Origin of the sequence: Litchfieldia alkalitelluris, from assembly GCF_002153425.1 — a bacterium.
Classification (GTDB): Bacteria; Bacillota; Bacilli; order Bacillales; family Salisediminibacteriaceae; genus Evansella; species Evansella alkalicola.
Window position 1 is genome coordinate 1,492,139 of record NZ_KZ119600.1, and the last position, 15,824, is coordinate 1,507,962.

General features: G+C 37.8%; 14 protein-coding genes and 1 tRNA gene. 11 read left to right on the plus strand and 4 right to left on the minus strand.

Going from position 1 to position 15,824, the window contains the following annotated elements; all coding sequences use genetic code 11:
* Positions 1-103: 103 nt before the first annotated feature.
* Both BW724_RS06955 and BW724_RS06960 read right to left on the minus strand, forming a co-directional pair.
* A complete protein-coding gene (locus BW724_RS06955; protein ID WP_088077744.1) occupies positions 104-292 on the minus strand; it encodes a hypothetical protein in 189 nt (62 codons plus the stop codon).
* 88 nt (positions 293-380) lie between these two features.
* Positions 381-1,259 (minus strand): SDR family oxidoreductase, encoded by an 879-nt coding sequence (locus BW724_RS06960; RefSeq protein ID WP_088074538.1) that lies wholly within the window; start codon positions 1,257-1,259, stop codon positions 381-383.
* 635 nt (positions 1,260-1,894) lie between these two features.
* Here BW724_RS06960 and BW724_RS06965 point away from each other — a divergent pair.
* The 6 genes from BW724_RS06965 (at position 1,895) to trmL (ending at position 6,160) form a co-directional block, all read left to right on the plus strand.
* A tRNA-Gly gene (locus tag BW724_RS06965) sits at positions 1,895-1,968 on the plus strand.
* 196 nt (positions 1,969-2,164) lie between these two features.
* Positions 2,165-3,307, plus strand: coding sequence for a tRNA epoxyqueuosine(34) reductase QueG (queG, locus tag BW724_RS06970; protein ID WP_088074539.1), 1,143 nt, complete (start codon positions 2,165-2,167; stop codon positions 3,305-3,307).
* 92 nt (positions 3,308-3,399) lie between these two features.
* Complete coding sequence (locus tag BW724_RS06975; protein WP_088074540.1) at positions 3,400-3,930, plus strand: methylated-DNA--[protein]-cysteine S-methyltransferase; 531 nt, start codon at positions 3,400-3,402, stop codon at positions 3,928-3,930.
* Positions 3,931-4,116: 186 nt separating this feature from the next.
* Positions 4,117-5,013, plus strand: coding sequence for an amidase domain-containing protein (locus BW724_RS06980; protein WP_088074541.1), 897 nt, complete (start codon positions 4,117-4,119; stop codon positions 5,011-5,013).
* A 126-nt stretch (positions 5,014-5,139) separates the two neighbouring features.
* Positions 5,140-5,658: a hypothetical protein gene (locus BW724_RS06985; RefSeq protein ID WP_088074542.1), complete on the plus strand. Its 519-nt coding sequence runs from the start codon at positions 5,140-5,142 to the stop codon at positions 5,656-5,658.
* A gap of 28 nt (positions 5,659-5,686) precedes the next feature.
* Positions 5,687-6,160 carry a tRNA (uridine(34)/cytosine(34)/5-carboxymethylaminomethyluridine(34)-2'-O)-methyltransferase TrmL gene (gene trmL / locus BW724_RS06990; RefSeq protein ID WP_088074543.1) on the plus strand — a complete coding sequence of 158 codons (474 nt, stop codon included), beginning with the start codon at positions 5,687-5,689 and terminating at the stop codon, positions 6,158-6,160.
* A gap of 130 nt (positions 6,161-6,290) precedes the next feature.
* Here trmL and BW724_RS06995 read toward each other — a convergent pair whose 3' ends face one another.
* Positions 6,291-7,541, minus strand: a complete 1,251-nt coding sequence (locus BW724_RS06995) for an acyl-CoA thioester hydrolase/BAAT C-terminal domain-containing protein (protein WP_088074544.1) — start codon at positions 7,539-7,541, stop codon at positions 6,291-6,293.
* 512 nt (positions 7,542-8,053) lie between these two features.
* On the opposite strand from BW724_RS06995, the gene BW724_RS07000 reads away from it, so the two are divergent.
* Positions 8,054-8,611, plus strand: a complete 558-nt coding sequence (locus BW724_RS07000) for a DUF5366 family protein (RefSeq protein WP_088074545.1) — start codon at positions 8,054-8,056, stop codon at positions 8,609-8,611.
* Here BW724_RS07000 and BW724_RS07005 read toward each other — a convergent pair.
* Entirely contained in the window at positions 8,608-10,485 is a 1,878-nt protein-coding gene (locus BW724_RS07005; protein WP_088074546.1) for a transglycosylase domain-containing protein, read from the minus strand. The two genes, BW724_RS07000 and BW724_RS07005, sit on opposite strands and share 4 nt — an antisense overlap.
* 223 nt (positions 10,486-10,708) lie before the next feature.
* Between BW724_RS07005 and BW724_RS07010 the strand changes: the two genes are divergently transcribed.
* The 4 genes from BW724_RS07010 (at position 10,709) to BW724_RS07025 (ending at position 15,760) form a co-directional block, all read left to right on the plus strand.
* Positions 10,709-12,604, plus strand: a complete 1,896-nt coding sequence (locus BW724_RS07010; RefSeq protein ID WP_088074547.1) for a PrkA family serine protein kinase — start codon at positions 10,709-10,711, stop codon at positions 12,602-12,604.
* 296 nt (positions 12,605-12,900) lie between these two features.
* Entirely contained in the window at positions 12,901-13,500 is a 600-nt protein-coding gene (gene lepB / locus BW724_RS07015) for a signal peptidase I (RefSeq protein ID WP_088074548.1), read from the plus strand.
* A gap of 233 nt (positions 13,501-13,733) precedes the next feature.
* Positions 13,734-14,900 (plus strand): sporulation protein YhbH, encoded by a 1,167-nt coding sequence (gene yhbH, locus BW724_RS07020; protein ID WP_088074549.1) that lies wholly within the window; start codon positions 13,734-13,736, stop codon positions 14,898-14,900.
* Positions 14,901-15,202: 302 nt separating this feature from the next.
* Positions 15,203-15,760 (plus strand): DoxX family protein, encoded by a 558-nt coding sequence (locus tag BW724_RS07025; protein WP_235848920.1) that lies wholly within the window; start codon positions 15,203-15,205, stop codon positions 15,758-15,760.
* Positions 15,761-15,824: the final 64 nt, after the last annotated feature.

The window sequence follows — 15,824 nt, forward strand, 5'->3', positions numbered from 1 at the left end:
TATAATGTGGCAACCTTAGTTTGTGCATCTCCTTTTTAAAATATAAAAGAAAAACCTCCGCGTTGTACGGAGGCTTCCTTTAATGTAAAAGTTAAGTATTCAATTAGTTGTTGTTATTGTTGTTGTTGTTGCTGTTATTACGGTTGTTGCGGTTGTTACGGTTATTCGCATTGTTGTCATTAGCGAATTCCGTATTTACATTGTCCACGTTTAATTCTTGATTGTTATTGTTGTTATTGTTGTTATTGTTGTTATTGTTGCTATTGTTACGGTTGTTTCGATTTCTAGCCATCTTTATCACCTCCATACTATTAAGGTGTCCAAGTAGACAAAAAATAATACCTCTTTTTTCGACAAAAAACAACAGATTTCTTCCTTATTTACCCATTTATGATATCTCCGCCATTTACATGAATGACTTGACCGGAGACATAGGAAGAATCATCTGATGCAAGGTATACATAACTTGGAGCAAGTTCAGCAGGCTGTCCTGGTCTGCCCATTGGACTAGTTGTACCGAACTCTGCTACTTGATCAGAAGGGAAAGATGCAGGGATTAATGGTGTCCAAATCGGTCCTGGTGCAACTGCATTCACTCGGATACCTTTGCTCACCAGATTCTCAGATAAGGATCTTGTTAAAGCAATCATAGCACCTTTCGTTGATGCATAATCCATTAATACAGGATTTCCTTTATATGCAACAATGGAAGCTGTATTAATAATGGTGCTTCCTCCTTTTAAATGAGGCATGGCGGCTTTAATTAAATAGAAGCAAGAAAAAATATTAGTTTTAAAAGTGCGCTCTAGCTGCTGAGCACTAATATCTTCTATTTTTTCTTGATAATGCTGTTCTGCAGCATTGTTAATCAAGCAGTCAAGTTGTCCAAATTCTTTCGTAACAGTTGTAACGGCAGTTTGACAGAAGGTTTCATCACCTATATCCCCAGGGATAAGTAAACACTTACTACCGTAGCTTTCCACTTTTGCCTTCGTTTCCTCCGCATCTTTATGTTCATCTAAGTAGACGATTGCGATTTTTGCCCCTTCTTTTGCAAAGGCAATGGAGACCGCTCGCCCAATTCCACTGTCCCCGCCAGTAATAATAGCGACTTTATCCTTTAACTTACCACTACCTTTATAAGCAGGATCATCGAAAACAGGCAGTGGGTTCATTTCCCTTTCCATCCCAGGCTGGCGAGATTGCTCTTGTGCAGGCTGACCATTCTTTTGTTTGCTACTAACTTCTTCAAATTTCATACACAGAACCCCCTATTATTAAAACTTACTTATAGATTGGCTATTAACGTTCAATCTTACTCATAAACAAATACTAAAACAGGGTTTGACATTTATAAAACGAAATAGTAAAATACAGGCTACATAGAAATAGTTAGCATAACTCCTCAGAATAAACTGCGAGTTGTCTCGACGGATAAAGCACCAGAGCATAGCTAGCAGAGGAAGAGACATGTTCAAGGCGAGTGGATGAAAACGGGAATAAAGTAGTAATATAAGAAAAAAAGTTAGGATTAACATGCGGGTGTAGTTTAGTGGTAAAACCTCAGCCACGAGCATAACTCCTCAGAATAAGCTGCGAGTTGTCTCGACGGATCAAACGTCAGAGCACGGCTAGTAGAGGAAGAGACATGTTCAAGGCGAGTGGATGAAAACGGGAATAAAGTAGTAATATAAGAAAAAAAGTTAGGATTAACATGCGGGTGTAGTTTAGTGGTAAAACCTCAGCCACGAGCATAACTCCTCAGAATAAGCTGCGAGTTGTCTCGACGGATCAAACGTCAGAGCACGGCTAGTAGAGGAAGAGACATGTTCAAGGCGAGTGGATGAAAACGGGAATAAAGTAGTAATATAAGAAAAAAAGTTAGGATTAACATGCGGGTGTAGTTTAGTGGTAAAACCTCAGCCTTCCAAGCTGATGATGTGAGTTCGATTCTCATCACCCGCTCCAATTTAATTCATAACAAAGTAGTGTTTCAACATGGGACGCTACTTTTTTCATGCTTATAGATAGTGATAAATGGATTGTGACTTGTATATTTATAAACCTTTAACTACTATTAAAAAAAGAATTCTTTCATTATTTCGTCAATATATAACGAATTTTTGCAGAAAAAAGTAACTATATATAGAAAGTGGGTGAATTCATGTCAAATGCCCAATTGAAACAGGAAATCATTGCATATAGTAAGTGTATAGGTATAGATAAGATAGGCTTTGCCTCAGCTGACCCATTCGTAACACTTAAATCACGGTTAAAAGCACAGGAGGAGTTAGGGTATCAATCTGGTTTTGAAAAAGGAACAATTGAAGAACGTACGGAGCCAGAGTTACTATTACCAGAAGCAAAAACAATCATTGCGATTGCCTTAGCCTATCCATCTAAAATGAAAAACTCACCGAAATCAACACGTGATGAACGAAGGGGGTTGTTCTGTAGAGCCTCTTGGGGGGAGGACTATCATCATATTTTAAGGCGTAAGCTAGAAGCATTAGAAAATTTCATTTTGGAGAAAATGCCAGATTCAAAATGTTTGTCAATGGTGGATACGGGAGAATTGTCTGATAGGGCAGTAGCCGAACGTGCTGGAATTGGGTGGAGTGGAAAAAACTGTTCTATTATTACTCCTGAATTTGGCTCCTATGTTTACTTAGGGGAAATGATTACAACCATTGATATGCCTGAGGATACACCTATTGAGGATCAATGTGGTTCTTGTAATCGTTGTGTGGAAGCATGTCCAACGGAGGCTCTGATTCAGGGGGGGCAGCTGGATTCCAACAAATGTATTGCCTTTTTAACACAGACAAAGGATTTTTTACCTGAAAAATATCGTCAAAAGCTTGGGAATCGGCTTTATGGCTGTGATACATGTCAAGTTGTCTGTCCAGAAAATAAGGGGAAGGATAGCCATATTCACTTGGAAATGGAGCCTGACCCACATGTAGTGAAGCCTCTTCTAAAACCTCTTCTGTCGATCAGTAATCGCGATTTTAAAGAATCCTATGGACATCTGTCTGGTGCATGGAGAGGAAAGAAACCTATTCAAAGGAATGCTATCATTGCATTAGCCCATTTTAAAGATGAAAGTGCATTGCCCACACTGTGGGAGCTCTTAAGAAAAGATCCTCGACCAGTTATTCGTGGGACGGCAGCTTGGGCGATTGGTAAGATTGGAAGTTCTAGCGGGAAGAAAATTTTGCTGGAAGCGAAAGAGCATGAAACAGACCAGGACGTTTTAAATGAGATCGAATTAAGTGTCAAATCAATGGAATTTGAGACTATTTAAGGATGGAAATCCATCTTAATGTCCAGTAAGATAGAGACATTAAATTTTACTAGAAAAGCTTTGGGAGAATGGGCTTGAAAGTGGGGGTATATATGTCACAGAGACCGTTCATTTATTATGATGAAATGGATAGTCCAATAGGTATGTTGACAGTGGGGAAAACGAAGAAGGGAATTTGCTTCATAGAGTTTGGTTCTATGAAGGATACAATCTCTTGTATTGAAACGTGGTTGAAGAAAAAGTTTATGAATGTTTCCCTGGAGAGAAACGAGGAAGAACTCAAGCAGGCTTTTGAGCAACTGAACGAATACTTTAGGGGACAAAGAACTAATTTTGACTTGCCACTTGATTTAATTGGAACACGTTTTCAAACCCTTGTCTGGAATAAAGTGAGAGAAATTCCTTACGGCGTAACCAAGTCTTATAAACAGATTGCGTTAGAAATCGGTGCACCTAAAGCCGTAAGGGCTATTGGTGGTGCTAATAACAGAAACCCAATCCCAGTCATCATACCATGTCATCGTGTGATCGGAAGTAATGGATCGATGGTAGGGTATGGCGGTGGTCTTGATAAAAAAGAGCAATTGCTAAGATTAGAAGGAGCAATTGAGAAAATATCATAAATGATTTTCTGAGTCTCCATCTGGGGGCTCTTTTTTGAGCAGATATCGTACTTGTACTTAGACCTAGAGTGAAATCGAGTTTGCGAAGGACTAATCAAACATGCTTTTTAAAAATTATCATCTCCATTCACTCATTTATTCCTTCTTACATTGAATACATATAGTAAGGATAGGAGGGGAAATGGGATGTTAGAAAAAATTAAAAACCATGTGGAAAACTGTATGGAGTGTTATTTAAATGGGCCTGAGGTGAGAAGTTTATTAAGAAATGATGAAATGGATGCGATTGAACGAAAGCATGAATCATTGGAAAAGCGAAATGCAAAAATTGTAAAAAATATCGTTGATGGCAAGATAATTAACGAAGAACAATATGAAAACAGGGCGTTAGTGGACTATGTTGTAACTATTCAACATGTAATTAAACATAAAGAGCAGTTTTATATAGAAGAAAATATGCAAACTAGACGTATTGTGATGGAAGATGAAGATATCATTGATGACTATTTATTAAACCGTGATGGGCTTGGTAACTTGAAGGCAAAAAATATTACCCAAGAGTTTCAAAGGGACACACGACAAGGCCCCGACTATATATATGATCGAATGGAAGCGGTTAGGTATGCTGAAAGATGGTGGAATGATTTTAATCCTGCTTATCAAAAATTTGAGAATGACTGTACAAATTACATTTCCCAATGTTTACATGCAGGGGGCGCTCCAATGACAGGTCAGCCGAACCGTTCGAACGGGTGGTGGTACCAAAATGATCAGTGGAGTTATAGCTGGACTGTTGCCCATGCATTAAGATGGTACTTTAGTGGTACGAAATCTGGTCTTCTGGCAAGGGAAGTATCTAGTGCCGACCAACTAATGAAGGGTGACATCATTTGTTATGATTTTAATGGTGATGATAATTGGCAGCATACAACCATTGTAACTGGAAGAGATGGGGAAGGGGAGCCCCTAGTAAATGCCCATACGACAAATAGCAGAATGCGATATTGGAAATATGATGATTCAACAGCATGGACACCAAACATTAAGTATAAATTCTTTCATATCATTGATAAAAATTCCTAAGTTTTAACTATTAACACCTTTTTTTATAAGCAACATGTTTTATTCCGGCGAAGGTAGTATAATGGATAGTGACTCATTAGATGAAGTCAAATAAATTCCTTCACGGAAAACAATAGGTGTCTGTTTATGAGAAAAATAATAAAGTACCTTATGCTTAGCTTTGTCATCGTTATTTCCATAGGGTGTAGTAAATCAGATATGACCGTTTATCAGGCGGCGAGGGAGCTCCCATTTCCTGTATTGTTACCTGATCCTCTTCCTGAGGGGTGGGAGATTAACGAAACGGTGTTTGATGATGATCTACTTGTCTTAAGTTACAAGACTGAAAATGATGGCCGGGTTGATTTAGTACAAGATTTAAATATTCAAGGGCTCGATATACTCGCTCTCCAAACGCATGTGATTGTTGAGGGTTTGAATACTACTTCAAGTTTTCCTGATGAGTCGTATACAGAAATAGGGGGCTTCATAGGTGAGTTAAACCGTTTTGTTGAACCTGTGCCAATTGTTCAATACACATTCGTGAACAAGGACGATTTATTTAATGCTAACGATAATATCCCATTGTATCAGGCAATTGGAAAACAAGCATCGGAAGTAGAAGTGCGGAAATTAGTGGAGTCATTGGAACTAATTGAAGAATAGTGTTTTATATCAAGTAAGAGGTGAAATCATGGGACTACACGTAGTACTACACGAACCAGAAATACCAGCAAATACAGGGAATATTGCCAGAACTTGTGCAGGCACGAATACATCTTTACATTTGATCCATCCTTTAGGATTTTCAACTGATGACAGAATGCTGAAACGAGCTGGCTGTGATTATTGGCCAAATGTCAAAGTCAATCATTATGATGCTATTGAAGAACTATTTGAGAAGTATCCTGATGGAGAGTTTTTCTATATTGAAACCATAGGGGAAAAATATTATCACGAATTTGATTATAGTAACCTGGAGAATGATTACTTTTTTGTGTTTGGAAAGGAAACGAAAGGCCTACCCAAAGCATTGACTGAGCATAATGCAGAACGTTGTTTCCGTATTCCGCAGACAGAGCATATCCGCTCCTTAAATCTTTCAAATACTGCAGCTATAGTTGTGTATGAGGCATTAAGACAACAGCAGTTTCCAAATATTAAATAGAAAAGGGCAAGTGCCTCGGTCATCGGTCACAAAAACAACTTATAAAGGGATTCCATTATAGCTCACTTGTATGTGAACTGTGGAATCCCTTTTTAATGCCTATGACTAAGGTATTTGTGCTTTTCAGAATTTATATTTGGACTGAATAGGTTTCTAATGGTATTTGTGCTGGAGGAAAATGATCATGAAGGAACTTGAGTGTACCTTCCCAAGCTTTTTTACCAGAAACAACGTTGTCTAGTGGATCTCCTCCCAATGCTAAGGTGAGTGCCTTACTTGGTGCTGGCATGTAAGGGTGTGGAAGGTGGTGACCTGCCTCCAAATACTCCAGATGCTCCATTTCATATTGGAATTTATTTTGGGATAGACGATACATTATTTTTTCAGCCATCCACCTAGAAGGCCAATAAGCATCTTGTCCCCCACTAAGTAAGAGAATGGGTCCATGAATATTTTCCACTTTAATAATTGCGTCTGTTTTTCCCTTTTTATCATATTTCTCTATGCTTTGTTTGATCGTGTTTGCATTATGGATAGATGACTTGAAAACCTTTTTTACTAGCCTATCCAAACCAGAACTTAATGGGACGTATGGGACTGATTGCCCTTTTTCAGTCCAAGGAGATGCTTGTTTCTGATTGTCTGATCCTTCCAAAACGTGACTAGTAGGTGACATGGCAATAACACCTTTGATATCTTTGTTTTTAGATGCGGTAAGCAATGCGAGCTCTGCTCCTTTTGACATGCCATATAAAATAATATTCTTGTTGCCTTTTACATTTTCTTTTACCCAATCTACTGCCTGATGCACTTGTTCAACGGTTCTTTTTCTTGTAGTTGGGCCGTCCATTTTTCCAGCACAATAGGATAATTGAAGGGCGCCATATCCATTAGATGCCAAGAGCGCAGCTGTATGGTGTGATTGTAAATCATCAAAACCCAACACAATGATTACAGGGAATTGTTCTGTATTATTCGGATAAAAGAAACTTCCTTCAAAATCAGTTTTTATAATATTTTTGCGGTTAACGTGATCTTCTTGAAAAAGCCTTGTGAGAGTTCTGGATTCTGTCCAGCCTGATTCCGTTGCCTCAATGTCAATATGATAAACGAATGGTTCTATCTCAGATGTAGTTGATTTTCCAAAGTCATCATTGTTTTCAGGACGAAGCTTCCAAATTAAATTGGCTAAAACTTCTTTACTTTGTGTCGTAACTTTTCCATTCTCATCAGCGTTCATGCTGAGTGCTGATGTCCATCGACCTGCTGGTGCTTCCCACCTAAGCTTTAGATTAACTTTTTCTTTTGGTTTTAACCCATTCATATGGAGTTGTAGGGGTTCGTCCACTCGACCGATATCAGGATATAGAAAGCATTTCATTTGAATCCCACCTCGTCTATTATTCCATACTATCGTATTCAGACGAGCCAGAAAAAAGAATAGATTTTTTATAGTAAAAAAAATGTCTGCAATGGCTCCCGACCATTGCAGACTGTGTACTAATTTTTATGTGGATTATCGTCATAACCAGCTGTGAAAATTGCTACTAAGAACGCCACACAAACCCCTAAAATTAATAAAGTACCCATAAATAAGCCCCCTTAGACTATATCTATCATTCAATATACCATGTTTATTTTCGAATGAAAAGAGAAGAGCTATCTTTGCTTCTTTTAATTTGGCTACCGAGAAAATATACATGATGTAATTAAACTCGCTTATGCTACTCGCTTTCTGCGGGTGGAAAAGTATATGTTTCCAATCATTGTCTACCAGCGCTTTTCTATTTAATATTCGTATCGTATAATATTAGCATCAACTAAATGAATTCATATATGAACATTTATTTTATCCATATTTTATAGATCTCTAGTAGACATAGGAGCACTATGATGAAAAATACATATTTGACAAGCCACTTTCCGCTCATTTCAATCATCTTATTTAGTTTGTCCTATTCCATTTTTTTTGAAAACATAACGATAAACTACCTTGTGGATATTGGACTCTTTGAAGGGATGATTGAATTCTTCTCTGAAAGGGGTATCCACCTTACATTACTATTTTTACTTTGGTTATTCTTTTTTATGCTGTTTTCAGCTTTAAAGCTTATTGCAAACACAATCAATGAGCTATCCCTCTTGTTTTTTTCAAAGGATGAGGAAGGGACGGACCTGAAGAATGTCCGTGGTGGCGCTTGGATATTTCTAATCACGAGCCTATTATCAATTGCTGCCACGTTCAACCTTTATCTTTTAACAGGTTTAATTATTCTTTCATGCTTTACGTATTTCATTTACTTTATTTATAAGCTTGGAGATTCCCTTACATTCTTGTCGTTAATTGGAATTATCTTTTTCCATATGTTCTTTTGGTTCTCCTTTATATTGGCGATTGTGTATGCTTTATTAAAGCTTTATAACAGTTTAATTGCTAGTCTACCGATCTAATGGTCTAGCTTCATCATTATCTCTCGCCAAGTTTTTGTGTGTAGATGCTGACTGCTGGCAGATGTAATGGAAGCTGGCTGATCCTTTCCTAACCAGAGTCCAGTAGTATATCGATTAGAAGCACCGACGAACCATAGGTCATGGACTTTGTTCGTCGTACCTGTTTTTCCCCCAAGATAACCAGATGTAGAGAATGCTGCGTTTCGCCCTGTACCTTCTGTTATGGCGAGGGACAACATTTGTTGCATGATTTGATTTGTTTCTTCACTCCACATTCTTTTTTCTTTATCAGGCCAACGATACAGTAAATTACCCTCTTTGTCTGTAACTTGTCTAATCCCTCTTGGGAAAGTATATTTCCCTTCATTGGAAAACGTAGTGTAAGCCAACGTCATTTCTAGTACAGTCACACCATGAGTAAGACCGCCTAGTGCTGCTGGGAGATTTAAATCTTGCTCGACCAATCTGTCAAATTCAAATTCATTTAAGTAAGAAAAGCCAGTTGGAGGTGACATCGTATCGAGTAAACGAACTGCTGCTGTATTATAAGAATGTTTAAAGGCTGTTTCCATTGGCACATTTCCGTAAACACCGCCACCTGCATTTCTTGGGTTATACCCATTTCTACTAAACGGTGATGCATCAATGACAGTTCTTGAATTTGTCCCAGTCTCTTCAATGTATGGGGCAAATACAAGTAACGGTTTTATGGCAGACCCTGGCTGTCTATAGGCTTGATATCCTCTATGAAAGTCAAATTTTTGGTAATTTCGACCTCCTGTAATGGCAATGATTTCATTTTTTGCATGGTCTATAACTACTGACGCTCCTTGTAAACCTTGAATGTTCGATCCTTTTATTGCATTTACAGCATCAACTGTAGACTTCTGAGCAGTTGGCTGTAGGGCTGTTTCAATTACGATACCTGACGTTAATAATTCTTCTACTCGCTCCTTCAAATCTCTCTGATGAGTTTTCTTTTCCTCAGCATCACGAGCGTGTTCAATGCGCTTTGTGTAGCCTTCTCTTAACCCTATGAGTTGTTCGAATTCCGTATGGATATAAGTAACATAATCAGGATATATATCAACTCTACTTCCTAGATTTAATTCAATATGCTCTTCTAAAGCGATCGAATAATCATCTTCGTCGATGCTTCCTGTTTCAAGCATTTTATCAAGTATCCATTCTTTTCGTTTATGAGTTAACTCTTCGTTTTTTAATGGATTATATAGCGTTGGGTTATTTGGTATGGCAGCTAAAAATGCTGTTTCTGCAACGTTTAATTCTTTAGCGAATTTATTAAAATAGAATAAACTCGCTGCTTCAAATCCGTAAACGCCGTTTTGAAAGTAGATAATATTAATATATAACTCTAGAATTTCTTCTTTTGTAAGCTCCCTTTCTAACTGGTAAGCATAAAGAATTTCCGATAGCTTTCTTTCATAGGACTGATCATGCGTTAAATAAAGGTTTCGAATCAGCTGCTGTGTGACTGTGCTTCCTCCCTGCTCAATTGATTGGCTCTCTAAGTTAATGAGCAGTGCCCGTGATATTCCCTTTATATCAAATCCTTTATGATCAAAAAACGATTGATCCTCTGCAGACAGAAGGGCGTCAATAACTGTCTGTGGTATCTCTTCATAGGAAAGGTTGATTCTGTTTTCCACAGCATATATTTCAGAAACTACGTTTCCATTTGAATCAGTGATAATGCTTTTTTCAGGGAGCTGAATTGTTGAAACCTCCACAGCTTCATCTAAAACCTCATGGAGTGTTTTTAATTGATAAAACTCCTCTGTTGTTTCCATAAAAATGAATGAAAATAATCCTATTAATATCAAGGTAAATGAAAATCCTAAAAAACCTCGCATACACTCACGTCTCTCCCATCGTAATACTTCTAGTTTACAGAAATTTTCACAAGATAGGGAGATTTTTATTTAAATAAAAACATTTCGTTCATTGTTTTTTATATCGCAGTATAGAAGGGATTGGGAGTTATCTGAATAATATGAAAGCATCATATTCTAGGTAGACGCATAAGATGAACCATGGGATGTCTAATAGTATTACTGGTGTTGAGAGGAGGAGAGCATGGACATATTAAATCAGATTCAACAGCACCGGGAGGAAGAAGGACGCCTGAAGTGGGAAGGGACATTCGCAGAGTATTTGGATATCCTACGGGAGCGGCCTGAGGTGGCCCAGACAGCTCACTCCCGAGTTTATAACATGATTAAAGATGCGGGAGTAGTTGAAAAGGATGGAAAAAAGCACTACAAGTTTTTTGAAAATGAGATTTATGGCCTTGAGGATTCTATTGAACGTCTTGTGGAAGAGTATTTTCACTCAGCAGCTCGAAGGTTAGATGTGAAAAAGCGAATACTATTGTTAATGGGACCTGTAAGTGGTGGTAAATCAACGCTAGTTACCATGCTGAAACGGGGATTGGAGGAATACTCACGTACTGATCGAGGGGCGGTATATGCCATTAAAGGATGCCCAATGCACGAGGATCCTTTGCATTTAATTCCTCATCATCTACGTGATGATTTCTATAAGGAATATGGTATTAGGATTGAAGGGAATTTATCCCCCCTAAACCTCATGCGTTTGGAAAAAGAATACGGGGGTAAAATTGAAGATGTAATAGTGGAGCGGATTTTCTTTGATGAAGATAAACGTGTAGGTGTTGGTACCTTTAGTCCTTCTGATCCAAAATCTCAGGATATAGCTGATTTAACTGGAAGTATTGATTTCTCCACGATTGCAGAGTATGGATCTGAGTCTGATCCAAGGGCATACAGATTTGATGGAGAACTAAACAAAGCAAACCGCGGACTGATGGAGTTTCAGGAAATGTTGAAATGTGATGAAAAGTTTTTATGGCATTTATTATCGTTATCGCAAGAAGGGAACTTTAAGGCTGGTAGATTTGCTTTGATCTCTGCTGATGAAATGATTGTTGCCCATACAAATGAGGCAGAATATAAGTCATTTATCTCCAATAAAAAGAACGAAGCCCTTCATTCGAGAATTATCGTTATGCCAATTCCCTATAACTTAAGGGTGACAGAGGAAGAGCGAATATATAAGAAAATGATTAAAGAAAGTGATATTTCTGATGTTCATATTGCACCGCATGCCCTAAGAATAGCGGCAATCTTTACAATCCTTACGAGATTAAAGGATTCGAAAAAGAATGGTGTAGATATTATGAAGAAACTGAAGCTGTACGATGGGCAAAGTGTGGAAGGCTTCAATTCACAGGACGTAGATGAGTTGATGACAGAGTTTAATGACGAAGGCATGGACGGAATTGATCCAAGGTACGTCATTAACCGAATATCTTCAGCAATTATCAGAAAGGATTTAAAAGCAATTAATGCACTTGATGTTCTCCGTTCTATAAAGGATGGGCTTGATCAACATGCTTCCATCTCTGAAGAGGATAAAGAGCGTTATTTAAATTTCATTTCAATGGCTCGTAAAGAATATGATGATATTGCAAAGAAAGAAGTGCAGAAGGCATTCGTGTATTCCTATGAAGAGTCGGCAAAAACTTTGATGGATAACTATTTAGATAATGTGGAGGCGTACTGCAATAAGAATAAGCTCCGCGATCCACTTACTGGGGAAGAAATGAATCCAGACGAAAAACTTATGAGATCGATTGAGGAGCAAATAGGTATCTCGGAAAATGCAAAAAAAGCATTCCGCGAAGAAATATTAATTAGGATATCTGCCTACGCTCGTAAAGGGAAAAAGTTTGATTATAATTCCCATGAGAGGTTACGAGAAGCGATTCAGAAGAAGTTGTTTGCAGACTTGAAGGATGTTGTTAAGATAACCACATCAACGAAGACACCTGATGAAAATCAGTTAAAGAAAGTGAACGAGGTCATTGCAAGGCTTGTGGACGAATATGGCTATAACTCCACATCAGCTAACGATCTCTTGAGGTATGTTGGAAGTCTCCTTAATCGTTAATAAATGAATACACTTCATATCACTCTGGTAAATAACCAGGGTCTTTTTTTGTTTTTTTTGAAAAATGGACAAGGAGAATGACTAATCTATTAATCACCAATCAAAAAGTTTAAGCATAAATGTTTATTAATACCCATTTTTAGCATATAATAATTTAAAAAGAGTGAAAAGTTTGAATAGTTAGATAAAAGAAGATAGAAAATTTATTAAAAATATTATATTAACTGGTATAACTTCTTGAGAATGTCACCATAGCTTTTGGCCTAAAAAACCGTTGTTATGTGGAGGAGAAGGGTATGGAATTACAAGAGGTTCGTGAGAGGGATCAGAAAACAGCTCACTGGAAAAAGGAAATCATAACATGGATTAGAACGATAGCTGTTATCTTAATATTAGTTGGACTGGTGAGGGGCTTTTTGTTCACAAATTATATTGTACATGGGCAGTCTATGATGCCTACCATTCACGATGGGGAAAGAATTATCGTAAATAAGATAGGTTATGAGATTGGTGTACCAGAGAGGTTTGATTTAATCATATTCCATGCCACGGAGGAATCAGACTATATCAAGAGAATTATTGGTGTTCCAGGAGATCATGTTATGTACAAAGGTGATACGTTATTTGTAAATGGAGAGCCGTATGAAGAAGATTTTTTAAAGCATAACAGAGAAAATTATGAGCACGGATTGTTTACAGAAGACTTCTCACTCGAATCTATTACAGGATATGAACAAGTTCCTGAAGGGTATGTCTTTGTTTTAGGAGATAATCGTCGCAATAGCCTGGATAGTAGACATATTGGTTTTGTAAAGGTAGAGGATATCGTTGGAAAAGCGAACCTTGCCTATTGGCCACCCAAAAATTTTAGGTTTTACTCAACAACGAAACACTGAGAATAGGAACTCAGTGTTTTTCTTTTTGTTGTATTAATAATGACCTCTAAAAATAACATGTTCTATTTATCAGATTTTTTTGTCAACTGAATCTGGTTTCTGCATAGTATAAAGTAAACTCTTTTTTAAAGGGAAAGAGTGGGCATGTTATTCTCAGCAGTGTCGTCAAATTTATTGTATGTGAGATGGTGCAGAGTTGTGTATGTATTTTAATATTTAGAGGAGGGAAAGTGATGAAAGGCAGTGTAGGTAAGAATTTTGTTGTCTCTCAGGATAATTGGTCCCTCCACCGAAAAGGATACCAAGACCAGCAGCGTCACCAAGAAAAGGTCAAGGAAGCAATTAATAAGAACTTACCAGACCTTGTAAGCGAAGAAAACATCATCATGTCTAATGGCCGAGAGGTAGTCAAGATCCCTATAAGATCGTTAGATGAATATAAGATTAGGTATAACTATGATAAAAACAAGCACGTAGGCCAAGGGAATGGTGATAGTGAGGTTGGTGACGTGGTTGCGCAAGACGGTACACCTGATAAGAAAGGTGCAGGGAAAGGAGAAGGAGCGGGAGAACAGCCAGGTGAGGACTATTATGAGGCGGAGGTTTCCATAGCAGAATTAGAGAACCTTCTTTTCCAGGAACTAGAACTGCCTTATTTAAAACAAAAGGAACAGGACAATATCGTTGTAGAAGATATTGAATTTAATGACATTCGTAAAAAAGGGTTAATGGGTAATATTGATAAGCGAAGAACAATTCTTGAAGCAGTAAAACGTAATGCTATGAATGGAAAACCAGGGGTTGCTCCAATTTATAACGATGATCTTCGTTTTAAGACGTGGGAAGAGAAAGTGAAACCAGAATCTAAAGCAGTAGTTCTTGCAATGATGGATACGTCAGGCAGTATGGGACGTTGGGAAAAATTCATGGCAAGAAGCTACTTTTTTTGGATGACGAGGTTTCTAAGGACAAAGTACGAGACAGTAGAAATTGAATTTATTGCTCATCATACAGAAGCGAAAGTGGTATCAGAAGAAGACTTCTTTATGAAAGGGGAAAGTGGTGGAACCATTTGTTCCTCTGCTTATCGTAAGGCATTGGAGCTTATTGAAGAAAAGTATCCCCCAACTCGTTACAATATTTATCCATTTCACTTCTCGGACGGGGATAATTTAACTTCGGATAATAAGCGTTGTTTAGGACTTGTGGAGGAGCTGATGGATCTTTCTAGTATGTTTGGATATGGTGAAGTAAATCAATATAACCGACCGTCCACTTTAATGAGTGCATATAAAAATATTGAGGATGAAAGATTCCGTCATTACGTATTACGAGATAAAGCAGATGTTTATCGGGCACTAAAGTGGTTTTTTAAGAAAGAAGAAGCTACAGTTCAGTAGTTCTGTAATCCAATAATATATGGATAACAAAAGTAAATAAAATATTCTGGCATGAGTGAGGTAGTTAGAACCGAATTCATGCCTTTTCTTATATTAATTGGAGGAAATACTAACTTTTTACAGAATTAATTATAAAATCTCTATTGACTATAGGAATAGGTAGGAAAGGAGTGAGATATGGCAACATTTATTATGTGTCTGGACTACTTCATATACTTTTTTGTTTAATATACGACTTCCGTGGAATTATAAGAGTAGTCTACTTTATAACATTTTAATATTTGAAAAAGAGGTGAGGAATATTGGTTGAAGTGAAGCAAGGTAGATTTGGAAGTGAAATCATTATTGGTGAGAATCCTGTTTCAAGGTTTTTATTTACAAATACGAGGTCTGCATGGATCTGGTTAATTTTAAGATTATACTTAGGTTGGGCCTGGCTAACTGCTGGTTGGGGGAAAGTTGGGGCAGAAGGCTGGACAGGGGCAAATGCAGGTGCTGCAGTGGAAGGTTATATGGGAGGAGCCTTGGCAAGGGCTGGCGAAGGTGATGTTGCTGTCTGGTATGCATGGTTTTTAGAGACTGTGGTTATTCCAAACGCAACCCCGTTTGCCTATATGGTCGCATGGGGTGAAGTGCTAGTTGGACTTGGACTTATCGCTGGGTTATTAACAGGAATTGCTGCGTTTTTTGGAGCTCTAATGAACATGTCCTTCCTACTTGCAGGAACAGTTAGTTCAAATCCAGTGATGTTTATGATAGCAATTTTATTAATCCTCGCTTGGAAAGTAGCCGGGTGGTATGGATTAGACCGTTGGGCATTACCGAAATTCGGAACCCCATGGCAACGGATAAGTAAATAAGATAGAATGGAAGAACCGTGCGGTAAATATTTCCGTACGGTTTTCTAAAATGTAGTGCGAACTA

Coding starts and splice junctions, on each gene's coding strand:
- trmL (WP_088074543.1), top strand. CDS start 5,687: ATGGGACTACACGTAGTACTACACGAACCAGAAATACCAGCAAATACA.
- BW724_RS06995 (WP_088074544.1), bottom strand. CDS start 7,541: ATGAAATGCTTTCTATATCCTGATATCGGTCGAGTGGACGAACCCCTA.
- BW724_RS06985 (WP_088074542.1), top strand. CDS start 5,140: ATGAGAAAAATAATAAAGTACCTTATGCTTAGCTTTGTCATCGTTATT.
- queG (WP_088074539.1), top strand. CDS start 2,165: ATGTCAAATGCCCAATTGAAACAGGAAATCATTGCATATAGTAAGTGT.
- BW724_RS06955 (WP_088077744.1), bottom strand. CDS start 292: ATGGCTAGAAATCGAAACAACCGTAACAATAGCAACAATAACAACAAT.
- BW724_RS06960 (WP_088074538.1), bottom strand. CDS start 1,259: ATGAAATTTGAAGAAGTTAGTAGCAAACAAAAGAATGGTCAGCCTGCA.
- lepB (WP_088074548.1), top strand. CDS start 12,901: ATGGAATTACAAGAGGTTCGTGAGAGGGATCAGAAAACAGCTCACTGG.
- yhbH (WP_088074549.1), top strand. CDS start 13,734: ATGAAAGGCAGTGTAGGTAAGAATTTTGTTGTCTCTCAGGATAATTGG.
- BW724_RS06980 (WP_088074541.1), top strand. CDS start 4,117: ATGTTAGAAAAAATTAAAAACCATGTGGAAAACTGTATGGAGTGTTAT.
- BW724_RS07000 (WP_088074545.1), top strand. CDS start 8,054: ATGAAAAATACATATTTGACAAGCCACTTTCCGCTCATTTCAATCATC.
- BW724_RS07010 (WP_088074547.1), top strand. CDS start 10,709: ATGGACATATTAAATCAGATTCAACAGCACCGGGAGGAAGAAGGACGC.
- BW724_RS07005 (WP_088074546.1), bottom strand. CDS start 10,485: ATGCGAGGTTTTTTAGGATTTTCATTTACCTTGATATTAATAGGATTA.
- BW724_RS06975 (WP_088074540.1), top strand. CDS start 3,400: ATGTCACAGAGACCGTTCATTTATTATGATGAAATGGATAGTCCAATA.